The following is a 22,600-nucleotide window of genomic DNA, read 5'->3' on the forward strand; positions in this document are numbered from 1 at the left end:
CGGCGGCGCCGCGCCTTCTCAGGCTTCGAACTGGCAGCTCGGCGTCGAGCGCGACAGCGCCGTCTCCTCGGCGTCCATCTCCGCCTCGATGCCATCGAAGAGCGGCGTCGACATGTAACGCTCGCCGGTATCGGGCAGCATGCACAGGATCACCGAGCCCGCCGGGGCCTTGCCAGCGATCTGCCGCGCGACGGCGAAGGTGGCGCCGCCGGAGATGCCGGTGAAGATACCTTCCTGCTGCGCCAGTGCCTTCGCCCATTTGATGCCATCGGGACCGGGGATCGGCACCACCTCGTCATAGTAGCTCCGGTCGATCGCTTCCTGCAGAACATTGGGGATGAAGTCCGGCGTCCAGCCCTGGATCGGATGCGGCTCGAAAGCCGGATGGCTGACGGCCGGCGCACCGCCGGCGCCGCGCTCCTGGGCCTTGCCGCTGCCGATCAGCTGCGCGTTCGCCGGCTCGGCCAGCACGATCTTCACCTCCGGCCGCTCGCGGCGCAGCACCCGGCCGACGCCGGCCACTGTGCCGCCGGTGCCGTAGCCGGTGACAAGCACGTCGAGACGCGACCCGGCGAAATCGTTGACGATCTCGCGGCCCGTGGTCGCCTCGTGGATGGCGGCATTGGCCTCGGTCTCGAACTGGCGCGCCAGGAACCAGCCATTGGCCTCGGCCAGCTCGACCGCTTTCTTATACATGCCGAAGCCTTTCTGGGCGCGCGGCGTCAGCACCACCTTGGCGCCAAGCATGCGCATCAGCTTGCGGCGCTCGACGGAGAAGCTGTCGGCCATCGTCACCACCAGCGGGTAACCTTTCTGCGCGCAGACCATGGCAAGGCCGATGCCGGTGTTGCCGCTCGTCGCCTCGACCACCGTCTGGCCGGGCTTGAGCTTACCGCTGCGCTCGCCTTCCTCGATGATGTTGAGGGCCAGCCGGTCCTTTACCGAGGCCGCCGGATTGAAGAATTCGGCCTTTACATAGATTGTCGCGTGACCCGGCCCGAGATTGTTGATGCGGATGACCGGCGTGTCGCCGACCGTGTCGAGAATGCTGTCGAATAGCCGGCCGCGCCCGGCCGTGGTCCTGATTTTCAACTGATGCAACATGCGGCTTTCTCCTCGATGTCCTCACGTGCCGGTTACAGACCGGCAGTTTTGGCGGCGCGGTTTCGACACCTGGCCGCGATAGGGTTTGCTCGACCTGCCGCATACGCGGCAACGGCGGCGTTCCGGCACGGAATGGGCTGCCGGCTGCCTCCTGTCGTCTTTGGTGATAGAATATGGACCAACTGGTGAGCGTTGGAGAAAGCGTGGAAACATACGTGGAATCCACTCGACCGTGCATCGAGGGCAGCTCAGGCAGCCTTTCCGTGCGGTTGCTCGGGAAGCTGACGATCGCCCGTGACGGTGTGCCCGTCAGGCTCCCTTCCTCGCGCAAGCTGCGCGCACTGCTCGCTTATTTGGCGCTGGCGCCCCGCCCTGTCAGCCGCAGCCGTCTTTGCGAACTTCTCTGGGACGTGCCCAACGATCCGCGCGGCGAGTTGCGCTGGTGTCTGAGCAAGCTGCGTGCCGCGCTGGACGAACCAGGCTTGCGCCGAGTCGAGACGGAAGGCGACACCGTGGCGCTTCGCCTCGGCGGAGCGAGCGTCGATGCCGTCGAGGCCGCCGCAGCGGTGGCGGAAGGGATCGAGACGCTTCGCCTCGACCGTCTGCGGGCGCTTGCGCAACTGTTCGCCGGCGATTTTCTCGACGGGCTCGAGCTCGATCGCAGCCCGCATTTCGGCAGCTGGCTGACGGCGCAGCGCCGCCGTTTCAGTGCCTGCCATGTAGCGGTTCTGGAGCACATCATCAGTCTTGTCCCGCAGGGAGCCGATGAGGCCGGCGCCTATATCGACAAATGGCTGGAGCTTGCGCCCTTCGACGGCCGTGCCCATGTGGCGCTGCTGGAAAACCTGGCCCGGCGCGGACAGATCGGCGCCGGCGAGGAGCACCTTGCCACCGCGGCGGAGCTGTTTCACTCCGAAGAGCTGGATTTCACGCCGTTGCGTGAGGCGTGGCAGGAGATAAAAGCCCGCAATGCCAGCGCAACCCCATGCGCCCGATCCGGACCGGCTTTCCCGTCCCCGGACCTGCCGGTCGCCGAGATCGAAACCGAACCGGCGGCGACGCGCCGGGCGTCGCTCGCGGTGATGCCGTTTGCGGAGAGCGCCGGCACTGGCGGCTTCCGTGGCGGACTGGCCGACGGCCTCACGCACGACATCATCACGCGGCTTGCCAAGCTTCGCGATTTCTTCGTCATCGCCCGTGGCTCGGTCTTTGCGCTCGCCGAGAAGAACATTGCGCCGGAAGACGCCGGACGCAGGCTGAATGTCGACTATGTCGCGACAGGCTCGGTGCGCAGCCTGCCGGGCCGGTTCATCGTCTCGGTCGAGCTTGTCGAGGTCCGCACGGCAAGGGTGGTCTGGGCCGAGACCTTCGAGCACAAGCCCGACGACATCTTCATCGTCAGCGAGAATATCGGCAACAGCATCGTCTCTTCCATCGCCGCCGAGATCGCGACGGTGGAGCGCAACCGCGCATTGCTGAAAGCGCCAAACTCGCTCAATGCCTGGGAGGCCTATCATCGCGGCCTCTGGCACATGTATCGCTTCACCCGCCAGGAAAACGAGCTGGCGCAGCATTTCTTCGGCGAGGCGCTGAAGCTGGACCCCACTTTCGCCCGGGCCCATGCCGGCATGTCCTTCACCCACTGGCAGAATGCGTTCCAGCGCTGGGGCGACCGCGACCGCGAGACCGCGCTTGCCTTCGAAAGCGCCGGCCAGAGCCTCTTGGTCGACGACCGCAACCCTGCCGCCCACTGGGCGATGGGCCGCGCGCTATGGCTGCGCGGCGAGCAGGACGGCGCGCTGCTGGAACTCGCGAATGCGGTCGATCTCAGCCCCAATTTCGCGCTCGGCCATTACGCGCTGTCCTTCGTCCATTCGCAGTCGGGCGATCCGCAATCGGCGATCGGCTCATCCGACCATTCGCGCCACCTCAGCCCCTTCGACCCGTTGCTGTTCGGCATGATGGGGGCGCGCGCCATGGCGCACGCGCGGCTCGGCGAATTCGACGCGGCGGCCGAATGGGCGCTGAAGGCGGCCGCAAGACCCAATGCCCACGTCATCATCCTGGCGATCGCCGCCCATTGCCTGGCGCTGGCTGGCCGGCAGGACGAGGCGCGCAGCTTCGCCGCCAGGATCCGCAACACTTGGCCTGACTATCGTGCCGACGATTTCATCGCCACGTTCCGCTTCGACCGGGACGGCGAAGCCCTGTTCCGCAAGGGCGCCAAGCTGATCGGACTGAATTGAGCCATTCAGCTTAATGCATCAGCGGGCCGCTGGCCTTCCGCCAGGCGTCGATACCGCCCTGGATGTGGCGGGCACTGGCGATCCCGACATCCTGCGCCGCCTGCACCGCCATGGCCGAACGCTCGCCGAAGGCGCAATAGAACAGGATCTGCTTGCTCGTCGACTTCGCCAGCTCGTGCAGCATGCCACCGGCGGCGATGTTCTCCTGCAGCCGCGCATAGGGCAGATGGATCGCGCCGGGAATGACGCCGTGGCGCTCGCGTTCGGATTGCTCGCGCAGGTCGACCAGCGCCACGTCGGGCCGCCCGACCAGCGCCAGCGCCTGCTGCGCGGTCACCGCCCAGCCGCGGCTGGCGATGTCATCCTGGTGCAGCCCGACCCGCATGTTGGCGGGCACGGCCACGTCCATCATTTTCGGGTTGGACAGATTGAGGTTGTTCATGATGTTCACATACTCATCGACCGACTTCACCTGCAGGCGCGGGTTGAAGGCCTTTTCCTCGCCGATCGTCGACACGGTCTCGCCCTTGTAGTCATGCGCCGGGAAGATCAGCGTCTCGTCGGGCAGCTTGAGCAGGCGGCCGAAGATCGATTCATACTGCTGGCGCGGATCGCCGTTCTGGAAATCGGTGCGGCCGGTGCCGCGGATGAGCAGGGTGTCGCCGGTGAAGACCCGGTCCGGCAAGACGAAGCTGTAGGAATCGTCGGTATGGCCGGGCGTGTAGATCACGTCGAGCGCCAGCCCTTCGATCCCGAGCTTGTCGCCGTCGGCAAGCCGCATCGACACCACATCGGCCTTGGTCTGCTCGCCCATGACGGTCACGCAATGTGTCTTGTCGCGCAACGCGCCAAGGCCGGTGATGTGGTCGGCATGAAGATGCGTATCCACCGCTTTGACCAGCCTGAGATCGAGTTCGTTGACCAGTTGCAGGTAGCGGTCGACCTTTTCCAGCACCGGATCGATGATCAGCGCCTCGCCGCCCCTGCGGCTAGCGAGCAGATAGGAATAGGTGCCCGAAACGGAATCGAACAGCTGACGGAAGATCATTCGCGCCCCCTTTCGCCTGACGCCGGCAGTCCGGCTGTCGGCCAGTTTAGAACAAGCACGAGGTGCCCGCCAGCGCGCGCACCTCAAGCTGCTCTAAAAAGGCAAAACCTTATCGCCTCAGCACGGCGCTCAACACGTCGCGGATGCCGATCGAGCCGACGAAACGCGAGCCTTCGTCGAACAGTGCCACTGGCGCCGTCTGCGAGCGGTGCATTGCGAGCATCACCGTCTTCAGCGGCGTGCCGGGATTGGCCCAGAACACCTGCGCCCCCTCCTCCGGCTGGCGCTCGACATCGGCGCAGGAGACCCACACCGCCGGCTTTCCGTCGCGCTCGGCGGCGGCCACAAGGCCGTGCTCGTCGATCTTGAAGCGCGTCGTCTTGCGCCGGTCGAGCCACACCCAACCGTTGTCGCCCTGCTCCAGGTCGCGGCGGTCCCGCATGACGTTCCACGCCGTCAGCACCGACAGCGGGTTCACATTGGCGATGAAGTCGCGGACATAGTCGTTGGCGGGCCTGAGCACGATGTCTTCCGGCGCGCCAGTCTGGACGATGCGGCCGCCCTCCATGATCGTGATGTGGCTGCCAATCTTCAGTGCCTCCTCGAGGTCGTGGCTGACGAAGATGATGGTCTTCTTCAGCTCCGCCTGGAGCTGCAGCAGTTCGTCCTGCAGCTTGGTGCGGATCAGCGGGTCGAGCGCCGAGAACGGCTCGTCCATCAAAAGGATCGGCGCTTCGGTGGCGAAGGCCCGGGCAAGGCCGACACGCTGCTGCATGCCGCCCGAAAGCTCATGGGCGTATTTCTTCGACCATTGGTCGAGATGGACAAGCTGCAGCTGCTTTTGCACCCGCGCCTTGCGTTCCGCCTCCGGCACGCCGGCAAGCTCCAGGCCGAAGCCGACATTTTCCTCGACTGTGCGCCACGGCAGCAGGCCGAACTGCTGGAACACCATGGCCACCTGCTTCTGCCGCAGCCGGCGCAAGGTCGTCTCGTCGCAGGTGACGACATCGACGATGCGGTCGCCGTCCTTGACCAGCACCTGGCCGCGCGACACGACGTTCAGCCGGTTGACGGCCCGGAGCAGCGTCGACTTGCCCGAACCGGACAGGCCCATCAGCACCGAGATCTCGCCTTCATGCACGGTTAGGCTGGCGCCGGCGCATCCGAGCACATCGCCGGTCTTTTCGAGGATCTCGGCACGCGTGGCGCCTTGGTCGATCAGCGCCAGCGAGCCGGCCTGATCGGCGCCGAAGACGATGTCCACATTCTTGAAATCAACCGCGACGGTCATTTCTTGCCTCCAACGCCGATGCGGGTCATGCGATCGAGCACGATGGCGAGCACGACGATGGCGAGGCCCGCCTCAAGCCCGAGATCGATGCGACGCGAGCCGAGGGCGCGGTTGATTTCCGTACCGAGGCCGCCGGCGCCGATCAGCGCGGCGAACACCACCATCGACAGCGACAGCATGATCGATTGCGTCAGGCCCGCCATGATGGTCGGCAGCGCCGAGGGCAGCTCCACCTTCCACAGAAGCTGGCGCTTGGTGGCGCCGAAGGCCTCGCCCGCTTCGATGATTGCCTTGGGCACGGAAACCACACCGAGATGGGTGAGCCGCACGGCCGTTGGGATCACGAAGATGATGGTGACGATGAGACCCGGCGCGTTGCCGAGGCCGAACAGGGTGAGCACTGGGATCAGGTAGACGAAGGTCGGCAGCGTCTGCATCAGGTCGAGCACCGGCAGCATGACGCGGTAGACCTTCGGTTTGTGCGCGGCCCAGATCCCGAGCGGCACGCCGATGGCCATCGCCATGGCGGCGGCGGCAACCACCAGCACCAGCGTCTGCACCGTCTGTTTCCACAGATTCTGGTTGATGATGAAGATCAGGCCGAGGAAGACGCCGATGGCAAGCGGCCGCGAACGCTGCAAGAGCCAGGCGATGATGGCGATGACCAGCGCCAGCAGCACCGGCGGCACCATCAGCAGGAGGTTCACCGCCCCGTCGAGGATGAAGTTCAGCCCGTTTGAGAACGCCCGGAAGATGGTGTCGAAATTGTCGGTCAGGAAGCCGAAGAACGCCTTGCCCCATGGCCCGATCGGGATCTTGTAATCGGTCAGGAATTTAGAAATCGGATCCATCTTTCCCCTCTCGGCTTCGCCGCGCTTGCCGCACGGTCATCCTCTCACGTCTCCAGGCATATGAAAAAGGGCAGCCTCTTCAAGGGCTGCCCTTTTCCGGAATTATGCCGGTCCCAAGCGGATCAGCCCCCGAGCGCGGTCTTGACGGCCGCAGCCGCGTCGCCGCCGTCGAAGGTGGTGACGCCGGCGATCCAGGGCGTGATCGCGTCCGGATGCTTCTTCAGCCAGTCGGTCGCCACCGTCTGCGGGTCGCCACCTTTCAGGATCGCGTCCATCATCTCGCCTTCCATGTCGAGATTGAACTTCAGGTTGGCGATGAATTTGCCGGCGTTCGGGCATTCGGTGGTGTAGCCCTTGCGCACGATGGTGTAGACGGTGGCGGCGCCGAAACCGCTGTCGCCCATGCCGTCGAGATAGGTGATCTTCATGGCGCCCATCACTGGATGCGGCGTCCAGCCGAGGAAGGCGATCCACTCATTGTTCTTCATCGACTGCTCGGCCTGCGTCAGCATGCCGGCTTCCGAGGACTCGACCAGCTCGAAGCCGGCCAGATTGTCCTTCGGGTTCTTGATCATGTCGAGGATGATGCGGTTGCCGTCATTGCCGGCCTCGATGCCATAGATCTTGCCGTTGAACTTGTCCTTGAACTTGCCGAGATCGGTCAGCGTCTTGACGCCGGCGTCCGCGACATAGTTGGGCACGACGATGCCGTAGCCGGCGCCGGTCAGGTTGGTGCTGATCGTCTCGATCGAGCCCTCTTTGGTGTAGTCCTTGATGTCGTTGGTCATCGACGGCATCCAGTTGCCGAGGAAGACGTCGAGGTCCTTGTTCTTCAGCGAGGCCATGGTCACCGGCACCGAAAGCTGGATCGTCTGCGGCTCATAGCCGAGCGCGGTGAGCAGCACCGAGGCGAGGCCCGTGGTGGCCTGGATGTCGGTCCAGCCGACGTCGGAAAGCCGAACCGCCTTGCAGCTCGCCGGATCGCCGGCATAAGCGGCGGTCGTGGACAGAAGCGCCGCGAGGCCGAGGCCTGCGACGAAAGATTTCATACGCGACATGAACTTTTCTCCCATTAGAGTCCGAGGCGAAGCGAAGTCACGGTTCTTGCGCCCGCCTTGTTTCGTCAGCCAAACACCATTTTGAAGTTGTTTCAAGCGCTTCAACGTCGCGACGAACGGCGCGCGCTGGCCATTAAGCGACATGACAGGTTTTTGAACGACATCGGATTTTAGACTGCAGGAGTTTTTGGTGGACGGAGCCGCGGGCCCCCTCCCCGTGCGCCGACATGTGAGCTTAGAAGGACGGCATGGCCAAGCTTTACTTCCACTACGCCACGATGAACGCCGGCAAGACGACCATGCTTTTGCAGGCGTCCTACAACTATCGCGAACGCGGCATGTCGACGATGCTGTTCGTCGCCGGCCACTATCGCAAGGGCGATAGCGGGCTGATCTCGTCGCGCATCGGCCTCGAAGCCGAGGCCGAGATGTTCCGCGACGGCGACGATCTTTATGCCAGGGTCGCCGAGCACCACCGGCATGCCCCGGTGCATTGCATCTTCGTCGACGAGGCGCAGTTCCTCGAGGAAGAGCAGGTGTGGCAGCTCGCCCGCATCGCCGACCGCTTGGACATTCCGGTCATGTGCTACGGCCTGCGCACCGATTTCCAGGGTAATCTGTTCTCCGGCTCGCGGGCGCTGCTCGCCATCGCCGACGAACTGCGCGAGGTGCGCACCATCTGCCGTTGCGGCCGCAAGGCGACGATGGTGGTGCGTCTGGGCTCCGACGGCAAGGTAGCGAAACAGGGCGAGCAGGTGGCGATCGGCAAGGACGTCTATGTTTCGCTCTGCCGCCGCCATTGGGAAGAGGAGATGGGCAGGGCGGCACCGGACGACTTCATCGGCTTTGTCGGGCCCTGAGCCGGAAGCTTTTTGGCTGCCGGTTGTCGGGTAGCCGGCTGCCACCTTCTTGCAGCCGCGCGATCTATGCTGCCCCTTGTTAAGTCGGCGCTCTAATTTCCCGCCCAGCCAGAACCAGCCGGAGAACCCCTCAATGTTTCGAGCCATCACGCCCGCCGTCGTCTTGCTGTTCGCCGGCGGCCTTGCCGCGCATGCCGATGGCGATGCGGCACTGGGCAAAAAGGTCTTCAACCGCTGCATCGCCTGCCATGAGGCGGCGACGGATCGCGACAAGGTCGGCCCGCATCTCATGGGTGTCGTCGGCCGCAAGGCCGGCTCCGCGGAAAGTTTTCAGAGCCGTTATTCGCAAGCCATGAAGGATGCCGGGGCCGCGGGCCTCGTCTGGGACGACGCCAACCTCACCGAATATCTCAAGGCGCCCAGGCTGAAGGTTCCCGGGAACAGAATGGCCTTTACCGGCCTGACCAGCGATGATGACATCGCCAACGTGATTGCCTATCTCAAGGCCGACCCCAAGCCCTGATCGGTGTTGGAAGAAACCGGTATTGCCGCCGACGCAAGAGCAATTCCAGAAAAAAGGTGTGAGCGGTTTTCCATCCGGAATTGCGCAAAAACAAAGAGATAGAGCGGTTTGCCGTTTCCGGGAAACGGTGAACCGCTCTAGAGATTTGCCGGCGCTGTTTCATCGCTTGGGGTCCGCAAAAACAATAACTTAAGGCATATAAGCTGAAGCCGTTCAACGGCGGCGCGCATTACTGGACGCCATGCGCATGCTTGCCTTGTCTTTCAAGGGCCTGATCAATTCTTTTGTTTTGACGCCTCTCCTTGTCTTCCTTCTTTCAATCCCTTTAGGCCCCACATATATTCGCCGCCACGACACGGAAAACGCATGCCGAAGCGGGAGGCCCCAATGGCGACATTGCAGAATTTCGATGCCGAGATTGCCAAGACCAAGCAGGTCGTGCAGGACATGCGTACCAAGATCGAGCAGTCCGGCACCGTGCTCGACACGCTCGCCCAGGCCGACAAGAAGATCGGCGACGCCAATTTCGACATCGAGAACGCCCGCATCGAGGACGTGCTCAAGCAGCAGAAGGTCATGGAAGGCAACATCGCCGACCTGATCATTGGGCTTGAGGACGCCACCAACGTCTTCGGCGCCGAGTTCGAGAGCATGAAGAATTACACCGGCTGGGAAAACTTCGTCGGCATCTTCTCGGCGCAGCGCAAGCAGCGCATGCGCACCGACCGTGTCCGCAACATGTCCCTGGCCGGCAATCTGCAGGAGCTTCTGGCGAAGTCGGATACCATCGTCGGCATCCTGAAGGCGCAGAAGCAGGTCCTCGACCAGCGCTACAAGACATCCGAAACCAGCCTGTCGCAGGTGATCGAGCGCCGCAAGACGACCATGTCCAATCTCGAGGCGGTGCAGAAGCGCATCGAGGAATTGAACCCTCTGCTGCTCGACATCGAAAACAAGATCGCCTCCTCCACGACCCAGAAGGAGCGCACCGAGCTCGAGGGCGAGCGCTCGAAAATGGCGACCGAATACAACGAAAAGCAGGCCAAGGAGCAGGAGCTGCTGGCCGAAAGCCAGACGCTGGAACGTTACACCTCGATGTTCCAGACATTTGTGGATTCCCTTAACAACCAGATCGCCGCGCAGGCGACGCTGATCAACAAGCTCACCATCGACACCGAGCAGCGCATCGTGCTGTACAAGGCGCTGGAAGACTCGCTGAAGACCGCCGCCCAGCAGGACGTCGCCCACAAGATCAACACGCTGGGCAGCCAGGTCGACAACACTGCCGAGGAGACGATGGCCGGCATCGGCGCCGCGGCGCAGAAGCACATCGGCGATCTGCTCGAGATGCACGAGAAGAACATGGTCGCCACCGCCGACATCCAGCGCCGCAAGAAGCTCGCCGACGATGCGTTCGCCCGTCGTTTTGACGAGGTGATGAAGAAGCACAACGCCGCCAACTACGTGCAGCAGTAGGCGTGCCGGCATTTTCGTCCAGGGCAGTGCCATGACCCCCGAAAATGATGCGGCGGCGCGCTACTTCTCCGCGATCAGGGCGGCTTTGAACGGGCTGGAAGTGTTCATGCGCGACGACCGCTCGCCGCTCTACCGGCACGGCATCGTCGCTAAGGTCGTCGCCGAATACATTGCCCGCCTGGACAAATCCTTTTCCTGCTGGCGCAACCGGCTGGGTTTCATGGACACCTTCCGTATCTCGCGCGCCGATAGCGGCTATCCGGTCTTCCAAAACCTGCTCGAACTGGAGAACGACCGCCAGCAGGCCGATGCTCGCCTGGCCAACATCCCGCAGGCCGGTGAGCTGCGCGAGGAAATGGCCGACTTCATCCTACGGCATAAGGAATTTCCCGCCGCACTGCAGAAGTCGATGGCCGAGCGGCTCTATCTGGAGGGCGTCAAGAGCGAGGCGACCTTCGCTCCCTTCATTCTGGCGCAGACCGCCAAGGTCTCGGTCAATCCGAAGACCATGCGGCCCTATTATCTCGTCCACTGGGCGACGTTCGACGGCAGCGCCAACCTGCCGCTGGTCTATATGGTGACTGTGGAGGACTCCTCCGAAAGCATGGTGCGCCAGCTGGTCGACGTGAACGGCAAGCTGAACGAGAACGTCGATATCCCGCTACCCGTCGACGGCCTGCTCAACCCTGAGCTTGCGCACCGCTTCGATGACTTCACCGAGAAGAACTCGGCCTACGCGCTCTCGCCGGCGACGATCGCCGTCAATCTCGATAAAGATTTCGAGCCGCTGCATCCCAAGCAATTGCGGCGCGTCGTGCTCGGACCCTTCTACTCGGCCGGCATCACCGACAACAATTCGACGGTGGCCGAGGTGCTGGCCAAGGTGCGCAAGCCGGAGAACGCCTGGCTCTTGACCTGGACCATCCAGGAGGTCTTTTCGAAGGCGGAGAAACCCGGCCGCAAGGGCCTGTTCTCCAGCGAGAAGACGACGCAGGAATTCTTCATCAACACCGACGACCTTGAAGCGGCGCGCCAGGGCGTGTCGAGCTACGAGAACCACGCGCTGATCCCGCACGAGGCCTATCAGGCGCTCTACGCCGCAGGCGAGGCGCAGAAGATCTTTTCGGGCTACAAGGTCCACATTCTGTCCAAGGGGCAGGTCATCAGCGACGTCTGATTTCAACCGCGGAGCATCCTTCATGGACACCGGGCTGACCACGATTTCGGAAGCGGCAATCGAAAAGCACCGCGCGACCGCGCAGAGCTTCATCACCCGTATTGTCGTGCTGGAGGACCCCTCGCGCGAATCCGGCACCGCGCTTGCCGGCACCAACCGCCGCTTCGTCTCGACCGTGTCGGTCGGCTCGGTGCGGCGCACGCGCGAGGTCGAGCTCACCAAGACGGTTGCGGCGATCCATCCCGACGACCAGTTGATGACGATTCCGCAGCACACGCTGCTCTACCGCGCCCGGCGCGGCCTGGCGATCGCGCTCGCCATATCCGATATTTTCGCCGAGGGTTCCGACCTCGAAAGCCTGCAGGCGAAAAACGCCCGCGCGCCGCTGGAAGGCGACGAGGCAGCCACCTTCAAGAAGCTTTTGTCTGCCTCGGCTTATGTCTCCGCCTTCAGTTTCGCCTCCTATTTGTTCCAGCTGATCGACAGCGACGGCGAGGCGCCGAACGACATCCCCGAGCCCGACTTTCTGTTCGACACGCCTCAGGATGCCGTGAAGTCGATCGTCGCCGGACTCGACAAGGCGGTCGCAGGTTCGAAGGATGACGCCGATCTGGCGACACGGGCGCGTGCCTTTGCCCGCGTTGCCATCGACGGGCTTCTTGCGCGCAAAGGCCGCTTCGACGGCATCGGGCCGTTCGAGAACGCCCATATCCGCATCGATGTCGACGACTTCACCCTCGACGGCTTCGACGTCGCGCCGGGCAAACGTTCCAAGCCGCTGGTGATGACCTTCAAGAAGCCGGAAGAGGTGGTCGGCAACCACATCGCCAGATACCAGTCGGTCAAATTGGCCAAGATGCTGATGGCCTATGATTTCGAGCGCGAGCTGAACCCCTTCGTCGAGCTCGGCGGCTTTCTTTTCACCTTCATCGGCGACGGCGCGCCGGGCACCGGCAAGACGACGCTGATCCAGATGATCGCCGGCCTCGTCAACGGCTACTGCCAGGTCGCCGGTTATCCCTTCATCTATGAGAATTTCGGCGTCGACCAGATTTCGTCCTATCAGGGCAAGTCGGGCCAGAATTGCCGCCAGTTCATCAACAATGTGCTCAATCCGCGCGTCATCGGCTTCGGCACCATCGACGACATCGACCAGGTGGCGGCGCGCCGTTCCGACGACCGGGCATCGGCCGGCCAGCAGGAAATCAACCGGCGTCCTGATGGACGCTTTCGCCGGAGCCTCGACGGTCGTGCGCGGCAATTGCACCTTCGGCATGTTCTCCAACTATCCTGAAAATGTCGACGATGCGCTGCGCCAGCGCGCTGGCGCGCGCTGGCTGGTCGACGGCCCGCAGACCCGCGACGACTACATCGACATCTTCGTGCTGCTTGCCGGCAAGAACCACAAGATACCGCTTGGGCCGCACGAGCTCTATGCCGCGCAGGAAATCCAGCGCGCCGTGGCCGAGGCTTATGAAGAGCATGAGAAGCCGCAGGAAGACGGGTTGATGAAGGTCTATGAGCGCTACATGAAGCAGAATGGCGCGCCGAAAACGATGGCCGACATCGGGACCTACCTGCACATGATCAAGGACGCCGAACCGCGCTTCACCGGCCGCGCCATCAAGAACGTCACCGACGCCATCAAGATGCGCGCCATGGACATCGAACTGCCGGACGACTGGTTCGAGAAGCCGGAAGCCTTCATGCATAAAAGCTATGACGACAAGAAGGCGATGATCGAGGAACTGCGCGGGCCGTTCTCGATGGATATGGTCATGCAGGAGATCAACCGCTACGCCGATTCCGAATTCCGCTATTCCGACAAATCCGACGACGCCGCGGTGGAGAAGCTGCTGCGCGACGCCAGGCTGCGCGAGAGAGCAGCGCGCGAGATGGACGAGCTGAAGAAGAAGGGGCAGTGGAATGCGTGAAGCGCGCCTTCCCCTGCTCCCCTTGTGGGAGAAGGACAGGTGAAGAAAAAACCCGACCTTCTGCGCGACAACGAGCTGATCTACGGCCGCCTGCTGACCGTGGACGAGCCGCATCTTATCCAGCGCTACAACAAGGCGCTTGCCGCCTTCGGCCTGGAACCCACCAAGCTGAAAAACTTCCAGATCGACCGCACCGGCTTTTCGCCCGAAATCGCCGAAGAGTGCGGCGACTACGATTATCTCGATCCCAACGAGGTCAATCGCCGCTTCATCATCCTGACGCCGTCGCAGATCGACCTGCCGGTGGTGCACACCGCCTTCTCCAACACCTCGCAGCTGATGTTCGAGTTCATGTCGAAGAACCAGCGCGCCATCGACGCGCTGACCATCAAGGACGTGATCTACGGCGAGATCGAAGACTCGGTTCCCAAGGTCAACGACATCGAGGATTTGCTGTCGATCAACCAGGTCGAGTTCAAGGTGCTGTCGGCCGAGGACGTGCTCGGCAAGGCGGCCGAGCTCGGCAAGCTGGTCGACAGGCTGAAGCAGGAACCGGATGCCTGGCGCGACAATGCCATGCTTCAGCGCATGGTCGATCTTGCGAAGGTCTGTGGCGACATCCGCGAGAACGCGCTGGTGCCGGACCAGGTGATCTTCCGCCACAACGCCTATTGGACCAGCCATTTCGGCGGCCTCTACGTCTTCGTCGACCCCGACATGACGACGGTGATCAGCGACCCGGCCGCCCCCGGCTTCCGCCGCTCGCGGCCCTGGCAGGTGAGCTATCTGTCGATCAACGACGCCGACAAGGTGTTCCGCTTCCTGGCGGCCACCGGCCGCCTCGATCTGCCGCGCGCCTCATGGATCGAGGCCTCCGGCTATCTCGAGCACCGCGCCGAGATGATCGTGCGCGCGCTGATCCGCGACGCCGAGCCCAATCGCAATCTGACCGATGTCGACAAGGTCTGGCTGCAGACCTGGATCCATGGCCATGCTGACCTGATTGCCAGCGACGGCAATTTCCCTTTCCTCAATGCCGCCAAGCGTGAGATCGCCCAGTTCGGCCATCTCAAGATCGAAGATGTGCCGCCGCGCCAGCGCTTCCTGGTCGTGCGCGCCAAGCCCGATCATCCCGACGCCTGGCTGACCAACCAGCTGATCTCGGATTTCGTGCCGCAGGACTTCGTCTCGCGCTACGTCTTCAACAAGCCCGGTTTCTACAAGGACTATGACGGCTTCAGCGATGCCTGGCGAAGCCATGTTGTGGACGTTCTGAAAACCACATATTTGAAGGACAAGGCAGCGTTCCGCGCGCGCCTTTACGGATTGACTGACTAGAGCATGGTCCCGAAAAGTGGGAACCGGTTTTCGGAGGAGATCATGCTCTAACAAAGAGTTAGATCAGAATGGCGTTTCATCGAAACGTCGTCCTGATCTAGAGCAATTCCAGGAAAAGTGTGGGCGGTTTTCCGCCCGGAATTGCGCCAAAACAAAGGGTTAGGGCAGATCGCCGTTTCCCTTGAAACGGTGAAATGCTCTAAGGGGGTGACGAGAGCCATGCTTGACCCGATCGTGAATTTCTTCACCCGGATCTTCCAATGGATCGGCCGCGGCATTGGCTTTGTCATCGGCGTCATCCTGTGGCCGTTCATGTGGGTCGGCCGCTGGTACGGCCAGCGCGGCTGGATCCTCAAGGCGGTGGTCGGCCTTGCCCTGCTGGTGCTGATCGGCCTCTACGCCAACTTCTTCTACGCCACCCAATGGTGGAGCAATTTCAACCCGAACTATCCCGACAGCTACACGTTCGAGAAGCGCAACGTTTCGGCCGGCGAGCAGGTTGCGGCCGGCAGCGGCACCGACACGGCCAAGACCTGCGGCAACTCCGCAATAGCCCAGGTTGCCGCCGATCTGACGGACTTCAACGTCAACCAGAATGCCTGGATCTCGTCGATGATCCTCTACAAGCTCGGTCTGTTCGGCATCAACTGGGACAACACGCCGTGGATGGACAACAAGGCATCCTTCCAGCGCGGCATCAACCAGGCGGTGCGGCGCACCGCGACCGAGCTTGCCGACAATCTCGGCCGTGTGCGCACGACCTCGCAGATCGACGCCGACCTCCAGGATGCGCGCGGCAATCTGCAGTTCGATGAATACACCTGGTATTTCGGCCTGAATCCCTTCGGGCCCAAGACGCCGACGCCGAGCTATTACCGCGACGCGGTGCGCAAGCTGCGGTCCTTCAACGCGCGCCTGGCCTCCTGCCAGGCTACGTTCGACGCCCGCGCCGACAATCTCAAGCAATATATCGACCGCATCGCTTCGGACATCGGCTCGACCTCGGCTATCCTCAAGGAACGCGCCGAGAACCATAATGACGGCTGGTTCGACTTCCGCGCCGACGACCGCTTCTGGTTCGCCTATGGCCAGCTCTACGCCTATTACGGCCTGATGAAAGGCGCCCAGGCCGACTTCGAGGACGTGATCAAGGAAAAGCACCTGCAGAACCTGTGGGATACGATGGACCAGCAATTCGTATCGGCGCTGCGCATCCAGCCCTTCATCATCGCCAATGGCCGCGAGGATGGCTGGCTGTTGCCGACGCATCTGACCACGATGGGCTTCTACATCCTGCGCGTGCGCTCCAACATGGTCGAGATCAGCAACGTGCTCACGCAGTAGCGGCGTCTCGAGGCGACAGGGCGATGGCGGATTTGCGCCGTTGCCGCTGTCGCTTTTCGCGCATTAGGCGGCTGTTTTGAGACGGCGGAGCGGCATCCGCTCTGGCTTCTATACGCCGCGACGACGGGGCCCGGAATGATCGCCTTGACGAGGCCCGGCGACGGGAACACTCTTTCTTAACAGGAAACATAGTTGCATGGAAGTTGACGCCGCGACAGCGACAGGGTTACATGCCCTTGCGTCCGGGCGGCGTTTCGACCATGCACGAATGATCGAACCCCTCCCCTCCACCGCCTACTCCAGAGGAAAGCCGCCATGGCCGAAGTGAAGTCCGACATCGAGATCGCGCGCGCCGCCAACAAGAAACCGATCCAGGAGATCGGTGCCAAGATCGGCATCCCCTACGAGCACCTTTTGCCCTACGGCCACGACAAGGCGAAGGTCTCGGCCGAGTTCATCAAATCGGTGAAGAACAACAAGGACGGCAAGCTGATCCTGGTCACCGCCATCAACCCGACGCCGGCCGGCGAAGGCAAGACGACGACCACGGTCGGCCTCGGCGACGGTTTGAACCGCATCGGCAAGAAGGCGGTCGTGTGCATCCGCGAAGCCTCGCTGGGCCCGAATTTCGGTATGAAGGGCGGTGCGGCCGGCGGCGGCCTCGCCCAGGTCGTGCCGATGGATGACATGAACCTGCACTTCACCGGCGACTTCCATGCCATCACCACGGCGCACAACCTGCTTTCGGCGCTGATCGACAACCACATCTACTGGGGCAACGAGCTCGGCATCGACATTCGCCGCGTCGCCTGGCGCCGCGTCATGGACATGAACGATCGCGCCCTGCGCGAGATCATCTGCTCGCTGGGCGGCGTGGCCAACGGCTTCCCGCGTGAGGCCGGCTTCGATATCACCGTCGCCTCCGAAGTGATGGCGATCCTGTGCCTCGCGACCGACCTCAAGGACCTCGAGAAGCGCCTCGGCGACATCATCGTCGCCTACCGTCGCGATAAGTCGCCTGTCTATGCCCGCGACCTCAAGGCCGACGGCGCCATGGCGGTGCTGTTGAAGGACGCCATCCAGCCCAATTTGGTGCAGACGCTGGAGAACAACCCGGCCTTCGTGCATGGCGGCCCGTTCGCCAACATCGCGCATGGCTGCAACTCGGTCGTCGCCACCACGACGGCACTCAAGCTTGCCGACTATGTCGTCACCGAAGCCGGCTTCGGCGCCGACCTCGGTGCCGAAAAATTCTTCGACATCAAGTGCCGCAAGGCGGGCCTGAAGCCGGCGGCGGCCGTCATCGTCGCCACAGTGCGCGCCATGAAGATGAATGGCGGCGTTAAGAAGGAAGACCTCGGCAAGGAAAACATCGAGGCGGTGAAGAAGGGCTGCCTCAATCTTGGCCGCCACATCGAGAATGTGAAACAGTTCGGCGTGCCGGCGGTGGTGGCGATCAACCACTTCACCACCGACACCGAGGCTGAGATCCAGGCGATGAAGGACTTCGTCAAGGCACAAGGGGCCGAGGCGATCCTGTGCAAGCACTGGGCGCAGGGCTCGGCCGGCATCGAGGACCTGGCCCGCAAGGTGGTCGAGATCGCCGAATCCGGCGCCTCGCAGTTCTCGCCGCTCTATCCGGACGAGATGCCGCTGTTCGACAAGGTCAACACCATCGTCAAGCGCATCTACCGTGGCGACGAGGCGATCGCCGACAAGTCGATCCGCGACCAGCTGCATGCCTGGGAACAGGCCGGCTACGGCAACCTGCCGGTCTGCATGGCCAAGACCCAGTACTCGTTTTCGACCGACCCGAACCTGCGCGGTGCGCCGACCGGCCACACCGTGCCGGTGCGTGAGGTCAGGCTCTCGGCCGGCGCCGGCTTCGTCGTCATCATCTGCGGCGAGATCATGACCATGCCGGGGCTTCCCAAGTCGCCGTCTTCGGAAAAGATCTTCCTCAACGAGCAGGGTCAGATCGAAGGCCTGTTCTAGACGGCGATAGAGTTGAGATAAGGGGCGCCGCGGCAACCGCGGCGCCCTTTTCCATTCCCGAGTTCGGCTTGGCTAAGCCGCGTTGCGCTTGAGCGCCCGCTGGTTCGATGCATAGATCGTGTCGCGCTCGGGCAGCTTCCCGGTCTTCAGGCAATCGATCCATTCGGCGGTCTTCAGCACCGCGGCGAAGCGCGACTGCAGAACCACGCTCACCACCCGGTGTATGTCCTCGGCCGACGCGTAGCCGGCGCTGTTGGCGTAAGGCACCGAGCCGCTGGCATCCGAAAGGAATTCGACGGCAAAGCCCATATGCACGGCGTGGATGATGGTCGACAGATCGCAATTATGGGTCATGTAGCCGACGACCGCGATCGTATCGATGACGTTGGCGCGCAACCAGTCTTCGAGATCCGTGCCGGTGAAGGCCGAAGGCAGCGTCTTCTCGACATAGTGGTCGCGGCCGCGCCCGGCGATCTCGGCATGCAGCTCGCCGCCATGACTGCCCTTGGCGAAGATCGGCGACGTCTCGGGCGCCATCTGCTTGACGACGACGATCTTGATGCCGGCCGCGGCGGCCGCATCCATGGCGCGCGCGACATTGGCGACGGTCTCGGAGAAGAGCGGATGCTGGATGGCGAGATTGCCGCCGTCATAGTCGTTCTGGACATCGACGACGACAAGCGCGCGGCGCGGCTGGGTGGGTGCTGACATGGCGGTTTTCCTTTCGCCCGGTTGATGACGCAAAGCTAGGCAGATGTTGTGGGCCGAGAAAGTGGCCCGATTGACATCAATCGAAAGAATTGGGACATTCGGCTTTCAATAGAACGATGCCTGCCATGAAGAACCCGATCATCGCCGCTGTCGCTTTCGACGGCATCAGCCCGTTCCACCTCTCCGTACCGTGCCTTGTTTTCGGCGCCGATCGAACGAAGCTTGGGCTGCCGCGCTTCGACTTCCGCGTCTGCGCGATGGAGGAGGGACCCATTCATACCGATGCGGGGCTGAGCATCGTCGTGCCGCATGGGCTTTCGGCGCTCGACGAGGCCGACATCGTCATCATCCCGAGCTGGAAGGATCTCGAGGATCCTCTGGCCGCGCCGTTCAAGGATGCTCTGCAGCGCGCGCATCGGCGCGGCGCGCTGATCGTCGGGTTGTGCCTCGGCACCTTCGCCATCGCCGGCGCCGGATTGCTTGCCCGGCGCAAGGCGACCACGCACTGGGCCTATACCGATCGGTTGCAGAAGCTGCATCCCGACATCGCGATCGACGCCGACGTGCTCTATGTCGACGAGGGCGACATCATAACCTCGGCCGGCGTCGCCGCCGGGCTCGACTGCTGCCTCCACATCGTGCGCGCCCGCTATGGCGCAGAGGCGGCGCTGCGGCTTGCCCGCCATGTCGTGCTCTCGCCGCATCGGCAGGGCGGGCAGGCGCAGTTCATCGAGCGCCCGCTCGCGCCAACGCCGAACGCCGACCGCTTCGCCAAGGCCCTCGATGAGGTGCGGGCATCGCTCGGCGAAGCCCACAGCCTGGACAGTGTCGCCGAAGCAGCGGGCCTTACCCGCCGCACCTTCACGCGCCGCTTCCAGAAGTCGATCGGCACCAGTTTCGGCGACTGGCTTGCCGACCAGCGCGTCGCGCTGGCGCAAAGGCTGCTGGAGCAGACGGACAAATCGATGGACATCGTGGCCTTCGAAGCCGGCTTCGGCAGCGCCACCTCGCTGCGCCAGCATTTTGCCGCTCGGCTCAGGACCTCGCCGAGGCAATACCGGCGCGAGTTTTCGAGAGGCACCCAGGCACCAGGCGGGCTCAGCCTCTTGTAGCGGCCCGCGCCGGATTGCCGACCACAGTGATGTTCGCCGGCACGTCGCGGGTCACCACCGCGCCCGCGCCGACGATGGCGCCCTCGCCAATGCTGACGCCGGCGAGGATCACCGCGCTGCCGCCGATCCAGGCGTTGTCGCCGATCGTCACTGGTTTTGCGATCTCCAGCCCGGCCAGTCGGCCGGTGGCTTCACGATGATGTTCGGCGCAGTAGATCTGCACATTGGGGCCGAGCAACGTGCCCTTGCCGATACGCACCGGCGCGGTATCGAGGATGGTGCAGCCGGCATTGAGGAAGACGCCCTCGCCGAGGAACAGGTTGAAGCCATAGGCGCAATGGAACGGCGCCTCGATGCGCGCGCCCTTGCCCGCGCCGCCGAGCAGCGCCCGCAAGGCGGGAGCAATATCGCCGCGCTGCCTGGGCGGCAGGCCGTTGTGCTCGAACACCGCATCGCGCGCGGTGACGCGAAACGCCTCCAGCTCATCGTCGATGCAGGTGTACCACTCGCCCGCCGCCATCTTCATGCGCTCGCTTGTCGTCATGGCGATACCTCCGGATTTTTCGTCTGCTGCCGAAGCATAGTCGCCAAAGCATAATAGATTGTCAGACAAAGCCGCGTGGCCAAACGCCTGGCTTGTGTTAGCCTGCCGTTGCGAGACATGCGACGGTCTCAGGTTGGGGGGTCGATCATGCTTTTCATTCTTGCACTGCTGATAGGCGTCGTTACCGGCTTGCGGGTCGGAACGGCGCTTGCGGTCACCGCCTGGGGCGCATGGCTCGGCTGGCTGCCGGTCGGAGGCACCTGGGCGAGCTTCATGGGCCACTGGATCGCGGTCGGCATCTTCACCATCCTGGGAATAGTCGAGCTCATCGCCGACCAGCTGCCATCGACACCGAGCCGCAAGGTGCCGCCGCAGTTCGGCACGCGTCTTGTCGTCGGCGCCTTCTGCGGTGCGGTCATCGGAGCGACCGCCGGCTCGACCATCGGCGGCTTGATCGCCGGCGCCATCGGCGCGGTGATCGGCACGCTCGGCGGCGCGGAAGCACGCGCGAGATTGGCCGCCGCCTTCGGCAAGGATCCGCCCGCCGCCTTCATTGAAGATGCCGTGGCCATCATCGGCGGCCTGCTCATCGTGGCGGCGGTCGCATGAGCGCAAAGAGCTTCGACGCGATCGTCATCGGCGCCGGCCAGGCCGGGCCGCCGCTGGTCGGCCGGCTCGAGGCCGCCGGCATGAAGGCCGCGCTGATCGAGCGCAAGTTCATCGGCGGCACCTGCGTCAACACCGGCTGCATGCCGACCAAGGCGATGGTGGCGAGCGCCTATGCCGCGCATCTCGCCCGCCGCGCCGCCGACTACGGCGTCGCGCTCTCAGGCCCCGTTGGAGTGGACTACAGACGCATCAAGGCGCGCAAGGACAAGGTCACCAACGACGCCCGCGGCAATCTCGAAAAATGGATCGCCGGCATGAAGGGCTGCACGCTTTATCGCGGCCACGCGCGTTTCGTCAGCGCCGACACGGTGCGCGTCGGTGACGAACTGCTCACCGCGCCGAAGATCTTCCTCAACACCGGCGGCCGCGCTTCGGTGCCAGACCTGCCCGGCGTCGACGACGTGCCCTACCTCACCAATTCCTCGATGATGGATCTCGATGTGCTGCCCAGCCATCTGATCGTCGTCGGCGGCAGCTACGTCTCGCTCGAATTCGCGCAGATGTTCCGTCGCTTCGGCTCCGAGGTCACGGTGATCGAGAAGGCGCCGCGGCTGACCGGGCGCGAGGATGAGGACACGTCCGCGGCCATCCTGTCCATCCTCGAAAACGAGGGCATCGCCGTCCATGTCGGCGCGGACAATATCGCCTTTGCCAGACAAGGCAACGGGATCGCCGTCACCTTCTCCGCCGGCAAGCCGGCGGCGGTCGGCTCGCATGTGCTGCTGGCGCTGGGGCGCACGCCCAACACCGACGATCTCGGCCTCGACAAGGCCGGCGTCGCGGTCGACCAGCGCGGCTACATCGTAGTCGACGACCAGCTGCGCACCAACGTGCCCGGCATCTGGGCGATGGGCGACTGCAACGGCAAGGGCGCCTTCACACACACCTCCTACAACGACTTCGAGATCGTCGGCGCCAATCTGCTCGACAATGATCCGCGCAAAGTCAGCGACCGCATCGAAGCCTATGCGCTCTATATTGACCCGCCGCTCGGACGCTGCGGCATGACGGAAGCCGCGGTGAAGAAATCCGGCCGCCGCGCGCTCGTCGGACAGCGGCCGATGACGCGTGTCGGCCGCGCGGTCGAGAAGGGCGAAACGCAGGGCTTCATGAAAATCCTCGCCGATGCCGATACCGGGGAAATCCTCGGCTGCTCGGTGCTCGGCCCGGGCGGCGACGAGGCAATCCACTCAGTGCTCGACCTCATGTACGCCAAGGCGCCGATCTCAACGCTGGCGCGCGCCATGCACATACACCCGACCGTCTCGGAGCTGCTGCCGACCATCGCCCAGGAGCTCAAGCCGCTGGTCTGACGTCCG

General features: G+C 63.5%; 18 protein-coding genes and 1 pseudogene. 12 read left to right on the forward strand and 7 right to left on the reverse strand.

The window, feature by feature from the left end:
* Window positions 1-18: 18 nt before the first annotated feature.
* Entirely contained in the window at window positions 19-1,104 is a 1,086-nt protein-coding gene (locus ACVMIM_RS29880; RefSeq protein WP_476116370.1) for a PLP-dependent cysteine synthase family protein, read from the reverse strand.
* A gap of 173 nt (window positions 1,105-1,277) precedes the next feature.
* Between ACVMIM_RS29880 and ACVMIM_RS29885 the strand changes: the two genes are divergently transcribed.
* Window positions 1,278-3,350 carry a transcriptional regulator gene (locus ACVMIM_RS29885; protein WP_476116372.1) on the forward strand — a complete coding sequence of 691 codons (2,073 nt, stop codon included), beginning with the start codon at window positions 1,278-1,280 and terminating at the stop codon, window positions 3,348-3,350.
* Between the two features lie 10 nt (window positions 3,351-3,360).
* On the opposite strand, the gene ACVMIM_RS29890 is transcribed toward ACVMIM_RS29885, so the two are convergent.
* From ACVMIM_RS29890 to choX, 4 genes are all read right to left on the reverse strand, one after another.
* A complete protein-coding gene (locus ACVMIM_RS29890) occupies window positions 3,361-4,398 on the reverse strand; it encodes an MBL fold metallo-hydrolase (RefSeq protein WP_476116374.1) in 1,038 nt (345 codons plus the stop codon).
* A gap of 109 nt (window positions 4,399-4,507) precedes the next feature.
* Complete coding sequence (gene choV, locus ACVMIM_RS29895; protein WP_476116376.1) at window positions 4,508-5,689, reverse strand: choline ABC transporter ATP-binding protein; 1,182 nt, start codon at window positions 5,687-5,689, stop codon at window positions 4,508-4,510.
* Entirely contained in the window at window positions 5,686-6,540 is an 855-nt protein-coding gene (gene choW / locus ACVMIM_RS29900; protein ID WP_040996939.1) for a choline ABC transporter permease subunit, read from the reverse strand. Before choW ends, choV begins: the two co-directional genes overlap by 4 nt.
* A gap of 122 nt (window positions 6,541-6,662) precedes the next feature.
* Window positions 6,663-7,598 carry a choline ABC transporter substrate-binding protein gene (gene choX / locus ACVMIM_RS29905; protein WP_278049309.1) on the reverse strand — a complete coding sequence of 312 codons (936 nt, stop codon included), beginning with the start codon at window positions 7,596-7,598 and terminating at the stop codon, window positions 6,663-6,665.
* A 248-nt stretch (window positions 7,599-7,846) separates the two neighbouring features.
* Here choX and ACVMIM_RS29910 point away from each other — a divergent pair, with 248 nt between their 5' ends.
* From ACVMIM_RS29910 to ACVMIM_RS29945, 8 genes and pseudogenes are all read left to right on the forward strand, one after another.
* Window positions 7,847-8,458 (forward strand): thymidine kinase, encoded by a 612-nt coding sequence (locus ACVMIM_RS29910; RefSeq protein WP_476116379.1) that lies wholly within the window; start codon window positions 7,847-7,849, stop codon window positions 8,456-8,458.
* A gap of 133 nt (window positions 8,459-8,591) precedes the next feature.
* Window positions 8,592-8,981 (forward strand): c-type cytochrome, encoded by a 390-nt coding sequence (locus ACVMIM_RS29915; RefSeq protein ID WP_476116381.1) that lies wholly within the window; start codon window positions 8,592-8,594, stop codon window positions 8,979-8,981.
* Between the two features lie 387 nt (window positions 8,982-9,368).
* Window positions 9,369-10,457, forward strand: coding sequence for a coiled-coil domain-containing protein (locus ACVMIM_RS29920; RefSeq protein WP_278049306.1), 1,089 nt, complete (start codon window positions 9,369-9,371; stop codon window positions 10,455-10,457).
* 31 nt (window positions 10,458-10,488) lie between these two features.
* Window positions 10,489-11,634: a hypothetical protein gene (locus ACVMIM_RS29925; RefSeq protein WP_476116383.1), complete on the forward strand. Its 1,146-nt coding sequence runs from the start codon at window positions 10,489-10,491 to the stop codon at window positions 11,632-11,634.
* Window positions 11,635-11,656: 22 nt separating this feature from the next.
* Window positions 11,657-13,568: pseudogene (locus tag ACVMIM_RS29930) on the forward strand (ATP-binding protein).
* Between the two features lie 39 nt (window positions 13,569-13,607).
* Window positions 13,608-14,906 carry a DUF6638 family protein gene (locus ACVMIM_RS29935; RefSeq protein ID WP_476116385.1) on the forward strand — a complete coding sequence of 433 codons (1,299 nt, stop codon included), beginning with the start codon at window positions 13,608-13,610 and terminating at the stop codon, window positions 14,904-14,906.
* Window positions 14,907-15,125: 219 nt separating this feature from the next.
* A complete protein-coding gene (locus ACVMIM_RS29940; protein ID WP_476116387.1) occupies window positions 15,126-16,250 on the forward strand; it encodes a DUF2333 family protein in 1,125 nt (374 codons plus the stop codon).
* 315 nt (window positions 16,251-16,565) lie between these two features.
* On the forward strand, window positions 16,566-18,245 hold the full coding sequence (locus ACVMIM_RS29945) for a formate--tetrahydrofolate ligase (RefSeq protein ID WP_278049301.1): 1,680 nt from the start codon (window positions 16,566-16,568) through the stop codon (window positions 18,243-18,245).
* A 72-nt stretch (window positions 18,246-18,317) separates the two neighbouring features.
* Here ACVMIM_RS29945 and ACVMIM_RS29950 read toward each other — a convergent pair whose 3' ends face one another.
* On the reverse strand, window positions 18,318-18,956 hold the full coding sequence (locus ACVMIM_RS29950; protein WP_476116389.1) for a cysteine hydrolase family protein: 639 nt from the start codon (window positions 18,954-18,956) through the stop codon (window positions 18,318-18,320).
* Between the two features lie 125 nt (window positions 18,957-19,081).
* Here ACVMIM_RS29950 and ACVMIM_RS29955 point away from each other — a divergent pair, with 125 nt between their 5' ends.
* On the forward strand, window positions 19,082-20,068 hold the full coding sequence (locus ACVMIM_RS29955; RefSeq protein ID WP_476116391.1) for a helix-turn-helix domain-containing protein: 987 nt from the start codon (window positions 19,082-19,084) through the stop codon (window positions 20,066-20,068).
* Here the strand turns inward: ACVMIM_RS29955 and ACVMIM_RS29960 are convergent.
* Window positions 20,055-20,612: a sugar O-acetyltransferase gene (locus ACVMIM_RS29960; protein WP_476116392.1), complete on the reverse strand. Its 558-nt coding sequence runs from the start codon at window positions 20,610-20,612 to the stop codon at window positions 20,055-20,057. The two genes, ACVMIM_RS29955 and ACVMIM_RS29960, sit on opposite strands and share 14 nt — an antisense overlap.
* Before the next feature lie 147 nt (window positions 20,613-20,759).
* Between ACVMIM_RS29960 and ACVMIM_RS29965 the strand changes: the two genes are divergently transcribed.
* Together ACVMIM_RS29965 and ACVMIM_RS29970 are read left to right on the forward strand one after the other, a co-directional pair.
* Complete coding sequence (locus ACVMIM_RS29965) at window positions 20,760-21,221, forward strand: DUF4126 domain-containing protein (protein ID WP_476116394.1); 462 nt, start codon at window positions 20,760-20,762, stop codon at window positions 21,219-21,221.
* Entirely contained in the window at window positions 21,218-22,594 is a 1,377-nt protein-coding gene (locus tag ACVMIM_RS29970; RefSeq protein WP_476116396.1) for an FAD-containing oxidoreductase, read from the forward strand. The genes ACVMIM_RS29965 and ACVMIM_RS29970 overlap by 4 nt, the downstream gene beginning before the upstream one ends.
* Window positions 22,595-22,600 lie beyond the last annotated feature (6 nt).

The organism is Mesorhizobium sp. USDA 4413, from assembly GCF_056280365.1.